Genomic DNA, 16,999 nt, shown 5'->3' on the forward strand with positions numbered 1-16,999 from the left:
CGTATGGCAACTCTGACAGCAAAAAACCTCGCCAAAGCCTACAAAGGCCGTAAAGTGGTCGAGGATGTAAGTTTAACCGTACAGTCCGGCGAGATTGTTGGGCTGTTAGGGCCTAACGGCGCCGGGAAAACCACCACATTCTATATGGTTGTCGGGATTGTGTCCCGCGATGCGGGCAATATTATTATTGATGATGAAGATATTAGCCTGCTACCGCTACACGCGCGCGCGCGTCGCGGCATCGGTTATCTCCCACAGGAGGCCTCAATATTTCGCCGCCTGAGCGTCTACGATAACCTGATGGCCGTGCTGCAGATCCGAGACGATCTTACCGCAGAGCAGCGAGCTGACCGCGCGGAAGAATTGATGGAAGAGTTCCATATTGAGCATCTCCGTAACAGCATTGGGCAATCACTTTCCGGCGGCGAGCGTCGCCGCGTAGAAATCGCCCGGGCTTTAGCGGCTAATCCCAAATTTATACTGCTTGATGAACCATTTGCGGGCGTGGATCCCATCTCTGTTATCGATATAAAGCGTATTATCGAACACTTGCGTGACAGCGGCCTGGGCGTGCTCATTACCGATCATAATGTCAGGGAAACGCTGGCGGTTTGCGAGCGAGCCTACATCGTCAGCCAGGGGCATCTGATTGCGCACGGTACTCCCGCTGAGATTTTGGAAGACGAGCAGGTCAAACGCGTCTATCTGGGAGAAGAATTCAGACTGTAACAAAGATGTTCCTGTTCTACGCGCTCACAAATCCCCCCGCCGATGTGCAGTATGGGGGTGTGACTTCAGGGACTAACGTAACGACACATTAACCTGAGGACATTCGCTCTGAATATGAAGCAGGGTTTGCAGCTCAAACTGAGCCAACAGCTTGCTATGACGCCACAGTTGCAACAGGCCATACGCCTGCTGCAGCTTTCAACGCTGGAGTTACAGCAAGAGCTTCAGCAGGCGCTGGAAAGCAACCCGCTTCTGGAGCAATCTGAGCCTAATGGCGAAGTAGATATTCAGGAACCGCGCGAAGAAGAAGAACCGCTGGATAGCCTTGATGCGCTTGAGCAAAAAGACATGCCAGATGAACTCCCCCTGGATACCAGTTGGGAAGAAATTTATACCGCCGGTGCCCCTGCCGGTGCAGGCGCCGACTACAGTGACGACGAGCTTCCTATTTATCAGGGTGAAACAACGCAAAGCCTGCAGGATTACCTGATGTGGCAAGTTTCACTGACGCCGTTTTCTGAAACGGATGCGGCAATCGCAACATCCATTGTCGACGCCGTAGATGACACAGGTTATCTCACTATCTCACTCGAAGATATTCGCGACAGTATTGGTGACGACGAAATAACGCTGGAAGAAGTAACCGCCGTTCTTAAGCGAATTCAGCGTTTTGATCCCGTCGGCGTTGCTGCCCGCGACCTGCGTGACTGCCTGTTAGTACAATTATCGCAATTTAGCCCGGAAACTCCTTATCTGCCAGAAGCCCATCATATCGTTGATGAATACCTTTCTTTACTGGCAAACCATGACTTCCGTGCGCTAATGCGTGCAACCCGGCTGAAAGAAGATGTGCTCAAAAATGCGGTCGATTTCATTCAAGCATTAGACCCGCGTCCAGGGCTGTCGATTCAAACCGCAGAACCCGAATATGTCATTCCCGATGTGCTGGTGCGCAAAATTCAGGGCGCATGGGTGGTGGAGCTCAATGACGATAGCCTGCCCCGCTTAAGCATTAATCAGCACTATGCCGCAATGTGTAATAGCTCACATAACGCCAGCGATAATCAGTTTATCCGTAGCAATTTACAGGAAGCGCGCTGGCTCATAAAAAGCCTGGAAAGCCTTAATGATACGCTGCTGCGCGTAAGCCGATGTATCGTCGCCCAACAGCAGGCCTTTTTTGAACACGGCGAGGAACATATGAAGCCCATGGTACTCGCGGATATCGCGCAAGCGGTGGATATGCATGAATCGACCATCTCCCGGGTGACTACGCAAAAATATCTTCACAGCCCGAGGGGCATCTTTGAACTTAAATATTTTTTCTCAAGCCATGTGAATACAGAAAATGGCGGTGAGGCTTCGTCAACCGCTATTCGCGCACTGGTAAAAAAACTTATTGCTGCGGAAAATCCAGCCAGACCGCTGAGCGATAGTAAACTTACCGCTATGCTTTCTGAACAAGGAATCATTGTGGCGCGTCGCACCGTCGCTAAATACCGAGAGTCTTTATCAATTCCTCCGTCCAACCAGCGTAAACAACTGGTTTGACCTCAACCTGATAAGGAAGGCGCTATGCAACTCAACATCACTGGACAAAACGTCGAAATCACCGATGCCTTGCGCAGCTTCATTAATACGAAGTTCAGCAAACTGGAGCAGTATTTTGAACGGATAAACCAGGTTTATATAGTGTTGAAGGTCGAGAAGGTGGCGCACCTTGCTGACGCAACGCTACACGTAAACGGCGGGGAGTTGCATGCCAGCGCGGAAGGGCAGGATATGTACGCCGCACTGGATGGCTTGTTGGATAAGCTGGCGCGCCAGCTAAATAAACATAAAGATAAACTAAAACAACATTAAATTGTCCGGGCATCTCTTCTTCTGCGGCCCGTCAGAATAAACTGACGGGCCGCAGACGCAGAAAGCTTAGGTGAAATTATGACAAACAATGATTTAACTCTGCAATTGAGTAGTGTCCTTAACCAGGAATGTACCCGCAACAATGTCCAGTGCCAAAGTAAGAAACGCGCGCTGGAAATCGTTAGCGATTTGGCGGCAAAACAGCTTGGGCTGGCGCCTCAAATCGTTTTTGATGCAGTGCTCACCCGCGAACGTATGGGCAGTACGGGTATCGGTAACGGTATCGCCATTCCTCACGGAAAACTGGAAGAAGATACGCTGCGCGCTGTCGGGGTATTCATTAAATTGGAAACACCCATCGCATTCGATGCTATCGACAATCAGCCTGTCGATCTGCTATTTGCTTTACTGGTGCCTGCGGATCAGACCAAAACGCATTTGCATACGCTTTCTCTGGTTGCAAAACGTCTGGCAGATAAAGCTATTTGCAAGCGGCTGCGCGCAGCGCAAAGCGATGAAGAGCTATACCAAATTATTACTGAAGATATTCATAATATTAATGACGGTGAATTAAGTTAAGGTTGTCATTCGTATTGGTTATACGATGGACGGCCATTTGGGGAGAAATTGCACATGGTGCTGATGATTGTCAGCGGTCGCTCTGGCTCAGGCAAATCTGTGGCTTTACGCGCGCTGGAGGATATGGGGTTTTACTGCGTAGACAATTTGCCGGTCGTACTTCTACCCGCTCTGGCGCAGGAACTCGCCACCCGAGAAATTTCTGCGGCAGTCAGTATTGATGTGCGTAATATGCCGGAATCACCCGAAATATTTGAACAGGCAATGGGCCATCTGCCCCCAGGATTTTCGCCGCAGCTTCTGTTTCTGGACGCAGATCGTAATACCCTGATTCGTCGCTACAGCGACACACGGCGTCTGCATCCCCTATCCAGTAAAAACCTCTCTCTGGAAAGTGCAATCGACAGGGAAAGCGATCTGCTGGAGCCCCTGCGCTCCCGCGCCGACCTTATCGTGGATACCTCAGAGATGTCCGTCCACGAGCTGGCGGAGATGCTGCGTACGCGCCTGCTGGGCAAGCGTGAACGCGAACTAACGATGGTTTTTGAATCGTTTGGCTTTAAGCACGGCATTCCCATTGACGCCGACTATGTATTTGATGTCCGCTTTCTCCCTAACCCACACTGGGATCCTAAATTACGTCCAATGACTGGCCTGGATAAACCCGTTGCGGCCTTTCTCGATCGTCATACCGAAGTACACAACTTTATCTATCAAACCCGCAGTTACCTCGAACTGTGGCTCCCAATGCTGGAAACCAACAACCGCAGTTACCTAACCGTCGCCATTGGCTGCACGGGAGGTAAGCATCGCTCTGTTTACATTGCGGAGCAGCTCGCTGATTACTTCCGATCGCGCGGCAAGAATGTACAATCACGGCATCGTACACTGGAAAAACGTAAATCATGACTTTGAGAAAAACCGTTAAAATTACTAACCGCCTTGGCATGCATGCGCGGCCAGCTATGAAACTCTTTGAATTGGTTCAAACTTATGATGCAAATGTTCTTCTACGCAATGAAGCCGGCACAGAAGCCGAAGCCAGTAGTGTTATTGCTCTTTTAATGCTGGATTCTGCGCAGGGAGGGCAAATTGAAATTGAAGCCAGTGGCCCTCAGGAGCAAGAAGTTATGGAAGCCGTCATCGCACTCTTTGATGCGGGATTTGATGAAGATTAAATAGCCTCTAAATCTCCACTTTTTGCATTAAATGCTAGTAATTTTGGTGAAAAAGTGCGGTTTTGCTACCCAACGCGCCTTTACACTCACTACCTCACGACCGTTGAACCGCCATTGAAGTTCCCTTGCCATACTGAATATTACGCAGCAGTTTGTAACGTATTGTGACAGGAAGGCAACCATGATCCTACTCTCAAACCATACGCCATTGGGCACTGGACGGCACCGAAAATGCTATCTCCATCCAACCGATCCCACGAGTTGTATCAAGATAGTTTACAACCAGGAAAGTGGAGGAGACAAAGAACTACTGCGCGAACTCAAATACTATGCTCGTCTGGCGCAACAGCTTAAAGACTGGTCCGGTATTCCTGCTTATCATGGTAGCGTTGAAACAGATCTGGGCACGGGTTATGTCTACGACATTGTTCGCGATTATGATGGAAAACCATCGATTTCTCTGACCGACTTTGCCCGGGAGTGCCGAGAAACAGGCGATACGCGGACATTACGTAATGTACTCTTCGCGCTGAAATACTGGCTGTCCCGCAATCGCATTGTCACAATGAATCTGAAATCTCAAAATATCCTGTGCCGCCGGGTCAGTGAAAAAGAAATCATTCCCGTCGTCGTTGATAACATTGGTGAAGCGACGCTTATTCCTCTGGCCACTTGGTCCGGATGGTTTTGCAGGAAGAAGCAGGCGCGCCAGTGGCAGCGTTTTATTAAGGAACCGCTATTGAGAGATGCGGCTTCTATACCTGGAGCCTCAAATCCCATGCCAGTGGATAACGTTCCTCACACCAGCGGCCTCATGAACTAATACGGCAATAATACACACCAACCGGCTATATTCAGAGCCGGTTGCGCGTTAAGAAAACCCGCCCGCCTAGCTGGCGCATTTGTCGTAAAATCCATTGCTGCCGCTGCAGTACATATCCCGAAGGGCGGTTAACTTTAAAGCGCAGCGGATTAGGTAATACCGCCGCCAGTAACGCAGCTTCAGGTTGAGTCAGGCGGCTTGCAGGCTTATGAAAATAATGCATGGACGCCGCCTGCACCCCAAAAACCCCCTCGCCAAACTCTGCGATATTAAGATATACGGTTAGGATTCGACGCTTAGTCCAGGCTAGCTCAATACCACAAGTTAGACCAGCTTCCAGTCCTTTACGCACCCAGCTTCGTCCGTTCCATAACATTAAATTTTTCGCCGTTTGCTGAGAAAGTGTAGAAGCACCGCGCAGGCGTTTTTCTTCATCAGCGCCTTTTATAACGCGTTGAATTGAAGCAACATCAAACCCCCAGTGAGAGGGAAAAGACTGATCCTCAGCGGCAATAACAGCCAAAGGCATCCAGGGAGAGATTTTATCCATCTCAACCCATTTGGAATGGGCAACGTATTGAAAATTTCCTGAAAACCAGGCACTAAATTGCTTCTGTAGCATAACCGCCGAAAAAGGAACGGGAAGCAGGCTAAATGCAGCAATACAGACCCCCCAAAGCAAAATAATGCTTAGCAATATATAAATAACACCCTTCTTTAGACGGGAATATGCTCCCCCGCGCCGTCTCTTCATTATTGTGGCCTGTTATCCTATCCTCTGATGCTCTTACTCCGCACTACACGGTTGGCCTACAACTACCATCCCACCGTGCTACTTTATAGCAATATTATCCGATACTTCATTATCCACCTGCGTTATTTTGCATGAAAATCAGACGCACAACATGCAAGGAATGTGTAATACCGTTGCTCATAGCGGGCTTAGCTGGTTAGTGATTTTCTATGTGATGAAGATGTGAATTGGTTCCCCCCGCGGACGTTCTACGGTACACTCGCTGTCGGCAGCACCAAAAAGACTAGGATTCTTAGTAGTTTTTGCTGATTGCGGATAATTAGCGCATCTAAATTATTCGCATGAGGCTGGGTTAAGAAAAACATGGGTAATATTGACGTAAGCACCTTACTACACGGCGTTATGGTTTCGAGATATGAGAACCGTTAGAGTTAATTGATTAGCCCACCTTTAGTTTCAGTAAAGATCGCGTCTATTAACCCAGATGAATAGAAAAGACTGCTCTTTGAGTATTTATTGCTTTTTGCTGCTTAATAGCTGCCATATGAGAGAGTTTCGCGGTAGAATACGTTACTCTGGATATACATTTATCCTCTTTTCCTAACCAAAAAAAGGCGGATAAAAATTTTTAATTAGGATGTTATACTTCACATATTTTACTGATTCGGGTAACAAGTCGCTCAGAATCTGCTATCTTATGGGCTGGATGACAGCCCCCTTGTGAAGGCGTTGCTACTCTTACACCATAATGTATAAAACAGCAGCGCCAAGATTTCCCTGGTGTTGGCGCAATATTCGCGCACCCCGGCCTCGCCGGGGTCATTTTTTATCAGCCCCCGCCACCCACTGTTTCAATACCGCCACATCATGCGTCCATTCCTGCTTTAACTCATCAACCCAATCACCCACCTTGTCCCACCATGCTGGCAAATCAGGAGATTGGATCTGTTGCGCCAACTGCTGTAAATGACGTAGCCCAATAGAACCGGCAGCGCCTTTAATTTTGTGCCCTTCCTCTACAATGCCCTTTTGGTCGCGCGCTGTAAGGTTAGATTCCAGAACGCTTAAATAGCCCGGCATCATTTTTTCAAACATCTCTAAGCCATCGTATATCAACTTTGGACCTACTAATTCTATATATTGCTCCAGCATCGGCAAATCCAGCAGTGATTGTGGCTTTTCACCCACAGACTGCGCCTGAAATTTTTCAACTGATTCAGCAGCTTCCGCCTGAACATCCCAGAATTTTTTAATCATCGCTGTCAATGCTGGCACCGCTAACGGTTTGCTTAACACATCATCCATCCCGGCATCGAGATACTCTTTTTTATCTTTGAGTACATTAGCCGTCAAAGCCACCAGCGGCGGCAGCTCATCACTGGCATAACGCTGATGCAGCTCGCGTGAAATATCCAGGCCGGTCATATCAGGTAGCTGAATATCCAACAGTACAAGGTCAAACTCACCGGGCGTAAACATATCCAGCGCTGCGCTGCCGGTCATAGCAACCTCAACGCTATTGCCCAGTTTCTCAAGAACCGAGCGCGCCACTATCACATTTAATTCAATATCCTCGACCAAAAGCACGTGCAGAGCGGGTAATGGCATATCGTCATCCATCAGCATGTCATCGACATCTTCTGCAATCTGAGGCGCCTGCACGGTAAGACTAAACGTCGCGCCATGACCGGGCTGGCTGTGTACTAAAATATCCCCGCCCATACTTTTCGCGAGACGCCGCGATACGGCAAGCCCGATTCCCGTACCTGTAGCAGGTTTTCCACCGCTACTACCGTGCACCTGGTAATACATCGCAAAAATTTTGTCCTGTTCTTCCTGAGGAATACCAATACCAGAATCTTCAACATCAAAGTGCAAAATACCGTTACTTTCGTATCGGACACGTACGATAACCTGGCCCTGCTGGGTAAATTTCACGGCATTGCTGATTAAGTTCCAGAGGATCTGACGCAATCGGGTGCCATCCGTCAGAATTTTATGCGGCAACGGCTGGGAAGCTTCCAAAATAAAGCGCAGCCCCTTTTGCTGCGCCTGCAACCCCGAAAGATTTTCGAGATCCGCCAGAAAACCGGTAAAATCGACGGGCTGATTATCAAGTTGGACTTTACGCCGTTCAATTTTATCCATGTCGATAATATCATTAAAGATATTGCCTAACGTTACGGCGGAAACGTGGATAGTTTTCAGGTACTTTTCCTGCTCAGACGTGAGATCGGTATCCATCAGAATGCGGCTTAATCCAACGATTCCGTTTAGCGGCGTTCTCAGTTCATGGCTAATCGTAGAAATGAACGTTGTCTTATCGCGGCTGGCGCGCTCTAAAGCATCCTGATACCGTTTGCGTTCGGTAATATCACGCCCAAACCCCATTAATCCGTGGCGTTTACCTACCCGATCGTAATAGGGAACTTTACGAATTTCGAAACAAGCCTTACGGCCATCCGGATAATCCAGCCATTGTTCGTAAGTGAGTGACACATTATGGCGAAATACTTTTTCGTCCGTTTCAATCACCTTCACCGCGGCTTCGTCCGTATAGACTTCATGCGGTTTCAGGCCGATGAGCTGCCTTTCGCTTTTCCCTGTCAGCAACTCCATTGCGCGGTTGCAGCCAGAAAATTCCTTATCTTCATTCCGATAAAAGACTAAATCAGGAGAGGCATCTAAAAAGGAGCGTAAAAAAGAGAATTGTTGTTCAAGGCGTATCTGCGTTTCTTTACGCTCCGTCATTTCAACTTGCAACTGCTCCAACATCTTATGCCGTTCGGCCTCAGCCCTTTCTCGCTCACTAATCTCTTGATTAAGCTGGGTAATATTGTCTTTTAACTGAACATTTAATCGGAGATCGCGTTCACGCATTTCTTCCAGCTTCTCTACCAGTCGCGACAGACGCTGACGTGATTCTTCAAGCTGCTCAACCACAATGGACAAAAAATAAACGGCCCAGGGCGTAATCAGCAATCCAAAGAAAATAGATCGTATGACATCAATGCTTTCAACTTGCCCCCGAAGCAGCATCGTGACAGCCATTTGTACGACCATCGCCAGCATTACCAGCACCAGGGCCAGTAATAAAGAGAAGCGGACCAGCCCCAATTTCATCATTAGGTCCACATAATATTGTGCCAGTTTCCGTATTTGCTTCATGGAAGGCTCCTGCGCCGCGATCAGAGTTCAATCATATACTGAAATCGGCAGGAGTTGCAGAAAGGTAAAAATAGAGGGGTGGCTGAAATCACGAAATCAGAGATTTGCAATCATTCCCCACACATGAACCGGCAGATTTCGGCTATCTCTGCCTGTTAAAGATAGCTAAAGTGCATAACGCAACGCCTTATCCGAGATGGTCCGACTATTTATGGTTTATGGCAAACGCCACGGCTGTCCCAGCGCAGCGCCCTGAACCCCATGCTCACGTAGCCAGGCATCAAGCGCCACCATACCGGTCCAGCGATTCTCGCACCAGAGCGGCGCCAGTAGCGTTGGTCGCCTGGCGCTGGCAGAAATCCGGTGATACACCACATCAACGGGCGTCGCGCGGATCATTTCTCCCGCCGCCTGTGTATACTCATCCAGCGAAATAGCCTGTAAACGCCCGGCTAGCCAGGCCTTAGCCATAATACTTCCCGTAACGATGTGTAGCGGGTGCAGTTTGATACCGTCTACGCCGGTATCAACCACTTTCTGCAGCGTCTCCAGGCAATGCTGGCGCTGCTCCCCGGGTAAACCGACAATCAGATGCGTACACACTTTTATTCCGCGCGCCCGGGCACGCCGGGTTGCCTCCTGATAACAGGCAAAGGTATGCCCGCGATTAATACGGTGCAGCGTTTTATCCTGCGCGCTTTGCAAACCCAACTCCAGCCAGACCTCATAACCTTGCTCGCGATAATCAGAGAGTAAACCGAGCACGCTATCGGGCACGCAATCGGGACGCGTACCGACGCATAACCCCACAATATCGGCCTGACCGATGGCTTCCTGATACATTGCACGTAGTACTTCAACTTCGGCAAAAGTACTGGTATAGGCCTGAAAATAGGCGAGATAGCGCCTGGCGCGATTAACGCGGCTCGCCTGGTACGCCAGTTGGTCGCTAATGGAGCGGTATTGCTGGGCCTCATCGGCGAACGAGGCGACATTGCAAAATGTACATCCTCCTCGCCCTAACGTGCCGTCCCGGTTTGGGCACGAAAATCCACCGTGCAGGGTCAGTTTATGGACCTTTTCTCCATAGCGCCGCTGGAGATCGCCGCCAAACATATTGACTAATTTCTGTAACTGCATAATCTGGTCGCTGGCCTGTAAAACGGGGGGCCAGCCTGCCATCTTCTCATTTTATCGGCGATGACGTGGATCATATTCGTCAGCCTGCGCACATCCATATGAATTTAAATCTCAAATAAATGCTTATATATGCACAATGCACTATGATTTTTTTTAATCTTCATCTCACGCCATTAAGATTTTCTGTAATCGCTAAAAACAGAGACAAAAAACAATCAGTTCGCTACAAACAGCATAATCCGCCATTACTAATGAAAATATCAGCACGATAATAAAATTACTCCCCCGTTAAACAGTGAGAGCGATCACACTCTCCCGCATCGTTCCCTAAGAAAAAATAGCCTGCCAAGATGGATAAACCTATTTAAAAACAAAAGATTAATGCGATTAATGTTTTCCATCGCTTTATCTGTACGCCATTTGACCTGAATTGGCTTTATCGATAAGTTGAGATCTCACTGGAAGCAATTCAGATGGGAAACGACTCCATCATATTTATGCAGTAGTCTCGATCACCCGGAACAAGTCCTCAACGCTTGTATCTCGCAGCGATGATCTCAGGCAGAGCGACAGCATCAGCGTCAATCTCCACGCTTATTTGTCGCTCTGCCGAGACATCCATCTGCCTGCACCACCGGAGATCCGCAGAGCCTGGGGAGGTTCACCGCAATGTTGTACGATAAGTCTCTCGAAAGAGATAACTGTGGCTTTGGGTTGATAACCCATATAGAAGGCGAACCAAGCCATAAAGTTGTCCGTACCGCGATTCACGCCCTTGCTCGTATGCAGCATCGGGGCGCGATTTTGGCCGATGGTAAAACCGGCGATGGCTGCGGCTTGCTGTTACAAAAACCCGACCGTTTTTTTCGTCTGATTGCGGAAGAACACGGCTGGCGATTGGCGAAAAACTATGCTGTTGGAATGCTATTCCTAAGCCAGGATCACACCATTGCACAGGCGTGCCGTCAAATTGTCGAAGAAGAGCTTCAGCGCGAAACGCTATCCATCGTCGGCTGGCGCGAGGTGCCGGTGAATACCGATGTGCTGGGTACCATTGCGCTTTCATCACTTCCCCATATCGCCCAAATCTATGTTAACGCGCCTGCAGGGTGGCGCCCGCGTGATATGGAGCGGCGCCTGTTTATCGCCCGCCGACGCATTGAAAAACGTATTGATGATAAAGACTTCTATGTCTGCAGCCTGTCTAACCTGGTCAATATTTACAAAGGCCTGTGCATGCCAGCAGACCTGCCGCGCTTCTATCTCGACCTCGGCGATTTGAGGCTAGAATCGGCCATCTGCCTGTTCCATCAGCGTTTTTCCACTAATACTGTGCCGCGCTGGCCGCTGGCGCAGCCATTCCGCTATCTGGCGCATAACGGCGAAATTAATACGATTACCGGCAACCGCCAGTGGGCAAAAGCGCGCACATATAAATTTAAAACCCCGCTTATTCCCGACCTTCAGGACGCCGCGCCGTTCGTTAATGAAACCGGATCGGACTCCAGCTCGCTGGATAATATGCTGGAGCTGCTGCTTAGCGGCGGAATGGATATCGTGCGCGCCATGCGCCTTCTGGTACCACCGGCCTGGCAGAATAATCCCAACATGGACCCAGAACTGCGCGCCTTCTTTGATTTTAACTCCATGCATATGGAGCCCTGGGATGGCCCTGCAGGCATTGTGCTTTCAGACGGCCGCTTCGCCGCGTGTAGCTTAGATCGCAATGGCCTGCGCCCCGCGCGCTATGTGATTACGAAAGATAAATTGCTCACCTGCGCTTCTGAAGTGGGCATCTGGGATTACCAGCCCGATGAGGTGGTAGAAAAAGGGCGCGTCGGTCCCGGCGAACTGATGGTTATCGATACCCGTGCCGGTCATATTCTCCACTCAGCAGAAACGGATAACGACTTAAAAAGCCGCCATCCCTATCAAACATGGATGGAGAAAAACGTTCGTCGGCTGGTGCCTTTTGAAGAGTTACCGGACGATCGCGTCGGCGCCCGGGAAATGAACGACAATCGCCTGGCAAGTTTTCAAAAACAGTTCAATTACAGCAGCGAAGAATTAGAAAGTATCCTTCGCGTCCTTGGCGAGAATGGTCAGGAAGCCGTGGGATCAATGGGTGACGATACCCCATTTGCCGTGCTTTCCAGCCAGCCGCGAATCATCTATGACTACTTTCGCCAGCAATTCGCCCAGGTAACTAACCCACCGATAGACCCGCTGCGTGAAGCGCATGTCATGTCGCTTGCGACAAATATCGGCCGCGAAATGAACGTCTTTTGCGAAGCAGAGGGCCAGGCTCACCGCCTGAGCTTTAAATCGCCCGTACTCCTCTACTCAGATTTTCATCAGCTCGTCACTCTGGATGAAACCCACTATCGCGCAGATACGCTGGATATCACCTTTGATAGCTCACAAGCCTCTCTTGCCACAGCGATAACCGCGCTCTGTGATGAAGCAGAGCGCATGGTTCACCACGGTACCGTGCTGCTGGTACTTTCCGATCGCAATATTGCCCCCAACCGTTTACCCGTCCCGGCACCGATGGCGGTTGGTGCGATTCAAACCCGGCTGGTTGACAAAAATCTGCGCTGTGACGCAAACATTATTGTTGAAACCGCTAGCTGTCGCGACCCGCACCATTTCGCTGTTTTGCTGGGCTTTGGCGCTACGGCGGTCTATCCCTATCTCGCTTACGAGACGTTGGCCCAGATGGCAGATAGCGGCGCAATTAATAAGCCTTACCGCACCGTTATGCTCAATTACCGCAACGGCATAAATAAAGGGCTTTATAAAATCATGTCGAAGATGGGCATCTCGACAATAGCCTCTTACCGGTGCGCAAAACTCTTCGAGGCGGTTGGACTGTCGCGCAGCGTTAGCGATCTCTGCTTCGCTGGCGTAGTCAGCAGAATAGGCGGCGCCTGCTTCAGCGATTTCCAGCAAGACTTGCTTAATTTATCGAAGCGCGCCTGGCTGGCACGTAAGCCGCTTGACCAGGGCGGTCTATTAAAATATGTCCATAATGGCGAATACCACGCTTACAATCCTGATGTCGTACAGTCACTGCAAAAGGCGGTACAAAGCGGTGATTATCAGGACTATAAGGCCTATGCGCGCCTGGTGAACCAGCGGCCTGCGGCTACGCTGCGCGATCTTTTGGCGTTATCTCCGCCAGAAGAAGGCGTCTCTTCCGACGATGTAGAGCCATCCAGCGCATTATTCACGCGTTTTGATACTGCAGCCATGTCCATCGGCGCCCTAAGCCCCGAGGCGCATGAATCGCTGGCGGAAGCGATGAACAACCTGGGGGGGTTCTCCAATTCAGGGGAAGGGGGCGAAGACCCCGCCCGTTATGGCACTCATAAAGTATCCCGGATAAAACAGGTCGCTTCGGGTCGCTTTGGCGTCACGCCCTCCTATCTGGCCAGCGCGGATGTTATCCAGATTAAAGTGGCGCAGGGAGCCAAGCCCGGCGAAGGCGGCCAGCTTCCCGGAGATAAAGTCACGCCTTATATCGCGAAATTGCGCTATTCCGTACCGGGAGTCACGTTAATCTCGCCGCCACCGCATCACGACATCTATTCGATTGAAGATTTGGCTCAGCTTATTTTCGACCTGAAGCAGGTCAATCCGCGGGCCATGATTTCCGTCAAACTGGTATCGGAACCGGGCGTCGGCACTATTGCAACGGGCGTTGCTAAAGCGTATGCCGATCTCATTACCATCGCAGGTTACGACGGAGGCACCGGCGCCAGCCCGTTAACGTCGGTCAAATACGCAGGCTGTCCATGGGAACTGGGGCTGGTAGAAACGCAGCAGGCGCTGGTTTCAAACGGGTTACGTCATAAAATCCGCCTGCAGGTGGATGGTGGTTTAAAAACCGGGCTGGATATTATCAAAGCCGCAATCCTTGGGGCGGAAAGCTTTGGTTTCGGCACCGGTCCGATGGTCGCGCTCGGGTGCAAATACCTACGCATCTGCCATCTCAACAACTGCGCAACCGGCGTAGCCACTCAGGATGAAAAGCTGCGCAAAAATCATTTTCACGGGCTGCCCTTTAAAGTGACCAACTATTTTCAGTTTATCGCTCAGGAAACGCGCGAACTAATGGCGCAGCTTGGCGTTAAGCGGCTTGTCGACCTGATTGGGCGAACCGATTTATTAACGCTCCTTGATGGTTATACGGCCAGGCAGCAAAAGCTCGATCTGTCACCGCTCCTGGAAACGGTTGAACCGCTGTCCGGCAAAGCGCCGTATTGTACGGAAACCAACCCACCCTTTGACAAAGGCGAACTTAACGCCCGGCTCCTTGAGCAGGCCCGTCCCTTCATCGATGCTCAACAAAGTAAAACTTTCTGGTTTGATATTCGAAATACCGATCGCGCGGTCGGCGCCGCGCTTTCTGGTTATATTGCACAACATTACGGCGATCAGGGTCTGGCAGGCACGCCCGTTAAAGCGCATTTTTCAGGGACGGCTGGGCAAAGCTTCGGCGTCTGGAATGCCGGCGGCGTCGAACTGCACCTTACCGGCGATGCAAATGACTATGTGGGCAAAGGCATGGCCGGCGGTCTTATCACATTACGACCACCAATTGGCTCTGCATTCCGTACTAATGAAGCCAGCATAATCGGCAATACTTGTCTTTATGGTGCTACCGGCGGGCGTTTATACGCCGCTGGTTGTGCAGGTGAACGCTTTGCCGTTCGTAACTCTGGCGCTATCACCGTCGTTGAAGGTATCGGCGACAATGGCTGTGAGTATATGACCGGCGGCATTGTCTGCGTTATTGGCCGCACCGGCGTGAATTTCGGCGCCGGGATGACGGGCGGCTTCGCCTATGTGCTGGATGAAGACGGCGAATTCCGCAAACGCGTTAATAGTGAACTGGTTGAGGTGCTTCAGGCGGCAGACCTGGCTATCCATGAAGAGCACCTGCGCGGGCTTATCACCGAACACGTACATTACACTGGCTCCCAGCGCGGCGAAGAGATCCTGGCAAACTGGCCGGCCTTCGCTGCGCGATTTGCCCTGGTAAAACCAAAGTCCAGCGATGTCAACGCGCTACTGGGCCATCGCAGCCGTTCCGCAGCCGAGCTGCGGGTACTGGCGCAGTGAGGAGGAGGCGACTATGAGCCAAAATGTATATCAATTTATCGATCTGCAGCGCGTCGATCCGCCTAAAAAACCGCTTAAACTGCGGAAAATCGAGTTCGTTGAAATCTATGAACCCTTTTCCGACGGGCAGGTAAAAGCGCAGGCGGATCGCTGTCTCGCCTGCGGGAATCCTTATTGCGAATGGAAATGTCCGGTTCATAACTACATTCCTAACTGGCTGAAGCTTGCCAATGAGGGGCGAATTATTGAGGCGGCAGAGCTTTCGCATCAGACGAACACGCTGCCGGAAGTTTGTGGGCGTGTCTGCCCACAAGACAGATTGTGTGAAGGTGCCTGCACGCTTAATGATGAGTTCGGTGCCGTAACTATTGGTAATATCGAACGCTACATTAACGATAAAGCCTTTGAAATGGGCTGGCGGCCCGATGTAAGCGGCGTCCAGCCAACGGGTAAGCGCGTGGCGGTTATCGGCGCCGGGCCGGCGGGCCTTGCCTGTGCGGATGTCCTCACCCGCGCTGGCGTAAAAGCCGTCGTCTACGATAGACACCCTGAAATTGGCGGATTACTCACATTCGGTATTCCGTCATTCAAATTAGAAAAAGAGGTCATGGTACGGCGGCGAGAAATATTTTCCGCAATGGGAATCGAATTCCAGCTGAATACTGACGTCGGCCGCGATGTCGCTTTTGACGCACTGCTGGCGGAATATGACGCCGTATTTTTAGGCGTCGGCACCTATCAGTCTATGCGCGGCGGGCTGGATAATGAAGACGCCGCGGGCGTTTACGACGCACTGCCTTTCCTGGTTGCTAATACAAAGCAACTGATGGGATTCAACGACGATGCCGCGCCCTACGTTAACCTGCAAGGCAAACGTGTCGTTGTGCTGGGCGGCGGCGACACGGCAATGGATTGCGTACGCACCGCGATTCGTCAAGGGGCCAGCCACGTTATCTGCGCTTATCGCCGCGATGAAGAAAATATGCCGGGTTCAAAGCGCGAGGTAAAAAATGCGCGCGAGGAAGGCGTTGAATTTCAGTTTAACGTGCAGCCGCTGGGCATTGAGCTCAACGCACACGGCGGCGTTAGCGGTGTTTTGGCCGCGCAAACTCGCATGGGCGAGCCGGATCGGCACGGCCGCCAGCGTGCGGAAATTGTTCCAGGCTCTGAGCATATTATTTCTGCCGATGCCGTAATTATGGCGTTCGGTTTCCGGCCTCACGCGATGCACTGGCTTGAAGAACACAGCGTCGAATTGGACCAACAAGGTCGCATTATCGCGCCTGCGTTCAACGATAATGCGTTTCAAACCAGTAACCCAAAAATCTTCGCCGGTGGCGATGCCGTGCGCGGGTCCGATCTGGTGGTAACCGCAATCGCTGAAGGTCGTAAAGCCGCGGAAGGCATCATGAACTATCTTGAGGTTTAAGCCACCTCTCGCGCGGGTGTAGGTATTTTGAGCCGGTTATAAGTCAAAAGCCACCTTCTCAGAAGGTGGCTTTTTAGAGTCAGCAGAGATATTCCAGCATCAGCATTCTTCAGGCTATGGCCTTACAGAATCGATAACGACTTATTCAGGAAGTGGTTTAGGGACAGGGACAGTAAAGAGGGATACTTTTACCCATCACAATATATACC

The 16,999-nt window shown here is 50.7% G+C and carries 12 protein-coding genes; 9 read left to right on the forward strand and 3 right to left on the reverse strand.

Annotation, left to right across the window (positions count from 1 at the left end; translation table 11 throughout):
- The first annotated feature begins 3 nt into the window (after positions 1-3).
- From lptB to yrbL, 7 genes are all read left to right on the forward strand, one after another.
- Positions 4-729, forward strand: coding sequence for an LPS export ABC transporter ATP-binding protein (gene lptB, locus SFA31_RS01415; RefSeq protein ID WP_322836388.1), 726 nt, complete (start codon positions 4-6; stop codon positions 727-729).
- Positions 730-843: 114 nt separating this feature from the next.
- Positions 844-2,280 carry an RNA polymerase factor sigma-54 gene (gene rpoN, locus SFA31_RS01420; protein ID WP_322836389.1) on the forward strand — a complete coding sequence of 479 codons (1,437 nt, stop codon included), beginning with the start codon at positions 844-846 and terminating at the stop codon, positions 2,278-2,280.
- A 24-nt stretch (positions 2,281-2,304) separates the two neighbouring features.
- On the forward strand, positions 2,305-2,592 hold the full coding sequence (hpf, locus tag SFA31_RS01425) for a ribosome hibernation promoting factor (RefSeq protein WP_322836390.1): 288 nt from the start codon (positions 2,305-2,307) through the stop codon (positions 2,590-2,592).
- A 78-nt stretch (positions 2,593-2,670) separates the two neighbouring features.
- Positions 2,671-3,171, forward strand: coding sequence for a PTS IIA-like nitrogen regulatory protein PtsN (gene ptsN / locus SFA31_RS01430; protein WP_322836391.1), 501 nt, complete (start codon positions 2,671-2,673; stop codon positions 3,169-3,171).
- A gap of 54 nt (positions 3,172-3,225) precedes the next feature.
- Complete coding sequence (rapZ, locus tag SFA31_RS01435; RefSeq protein WP_322836392.1) at positions 3,226-4,080, forward strand: RNase adapter RapZ; 855 nt, start codon at positions 3,226-3,228, stop codon at positions 4,078-4,080.
- Positions 4,077-4,349 (forward strand): PTS phosphocarrier protein NPr, encoded by a 273-nt coding sequence (npr, locus tag SFA31_RS01440; protein WP_322836393.1) that lies wholly within the window; start codon positions 4,077-4,079, stop codon positions 4,347-4,349. Before rapZ ends, npr begins: the two co-directional genes overlap by 4 nt.
- Positions 4,350-4,530: 181 nt before the next feature.
- Positions 4,531-5,172, forward strand: coding sequence for a PhoP regulatory network protein YrbL (gene yrbL / locus SFA31_RS01445; protein ID WP_322836394.1), 642 nt, complete (start codon positions 4,531-4,533; stop codon positions 5,170-5,172).
- Positions 5,173-5,203: 31 nt separating this feature from the next.
- Here the strand turns inward: yrbL and mtgA are convergent, their stop codons facing one another.
- The 3 genes from mtgA to SFA31_RS01460 form a co-directional block, all read right to left on the reverse strand.
- Entirely contained in the window at positions 5,204-5,926 is a 723-nt protein-coding gene (gene mtgA, locus SFA31_RS01450) for a monofunctional biosynthetic peptidoglycan transglycosylase (RefSeq protein ID WP_322836395.1), read from the reverse strand.
- A gap of 819 nt (positions 5,927-6,745) precedes the next feature.
- The gene (gene arcB, locus SFA31_RS01455; protein ID WP_322836396.1) at positions 6,746-9,094 is read right to left on the reverse strand and encodes an aerobic respiration two-component sensor histidine kinase ArcB; all 2,349 of its coding nucleotides are present in this window, start codon (positions 9,092-9,094) and stop codon (positions 6,746-6,748) included.
- A 216-nt stretch (positions 9,095-9,310) separates the two neighbouring features.
- Positions 9,311-10,234, reverse strand: coding sequence for a TIGR01212 family radical SAM protein (locus tag SFA31_RS01460; protein ID WP_322839270.1), 924 nt, complete (start codon positions 10,232-10,234; stop codon positions 9,311-9,313).
- Positions 10,235-10,903: 669 nt separating this feature from the next.
- Between SFA31_RS01460 and gltB the strand changes: the two genes are divergently transcribed.
- Positions 10,904-15,361, forward strand: a complete 4,458-nt coding sequence (gene gltB, locus SFA31_RS01465; RefSeq protein WP_322836397.1) for a glutamate synthase large subunit — start codon at positions 10,904-10,906, stop codon at positions 15,359-15,361.
- A gap of 13 nt (positions 15,362-15,374) precedes the next feature.
- Entirely contained in the window at positions 15,375-16,790 is a 1,416-nt protein-coding gene (locus SFA31_RS01470; RefSeq protein ID WP_322836398.1) for a glutamate synthase small subunit, read from the forward strand.
- The last annotated feature ends 209 nt before the right edge of the window (positions 16,791-16,999 follow it).

It is taken from the genome of Erwinia sp. HR93, assembly GCF_034555055.1.
GTDB lineage: Bacteria > Pseudomonadota > Gammaproteobacteria > Enterobacterales > Enterobacteriaceae > Apirhabdus > Apirhabdus apintestini.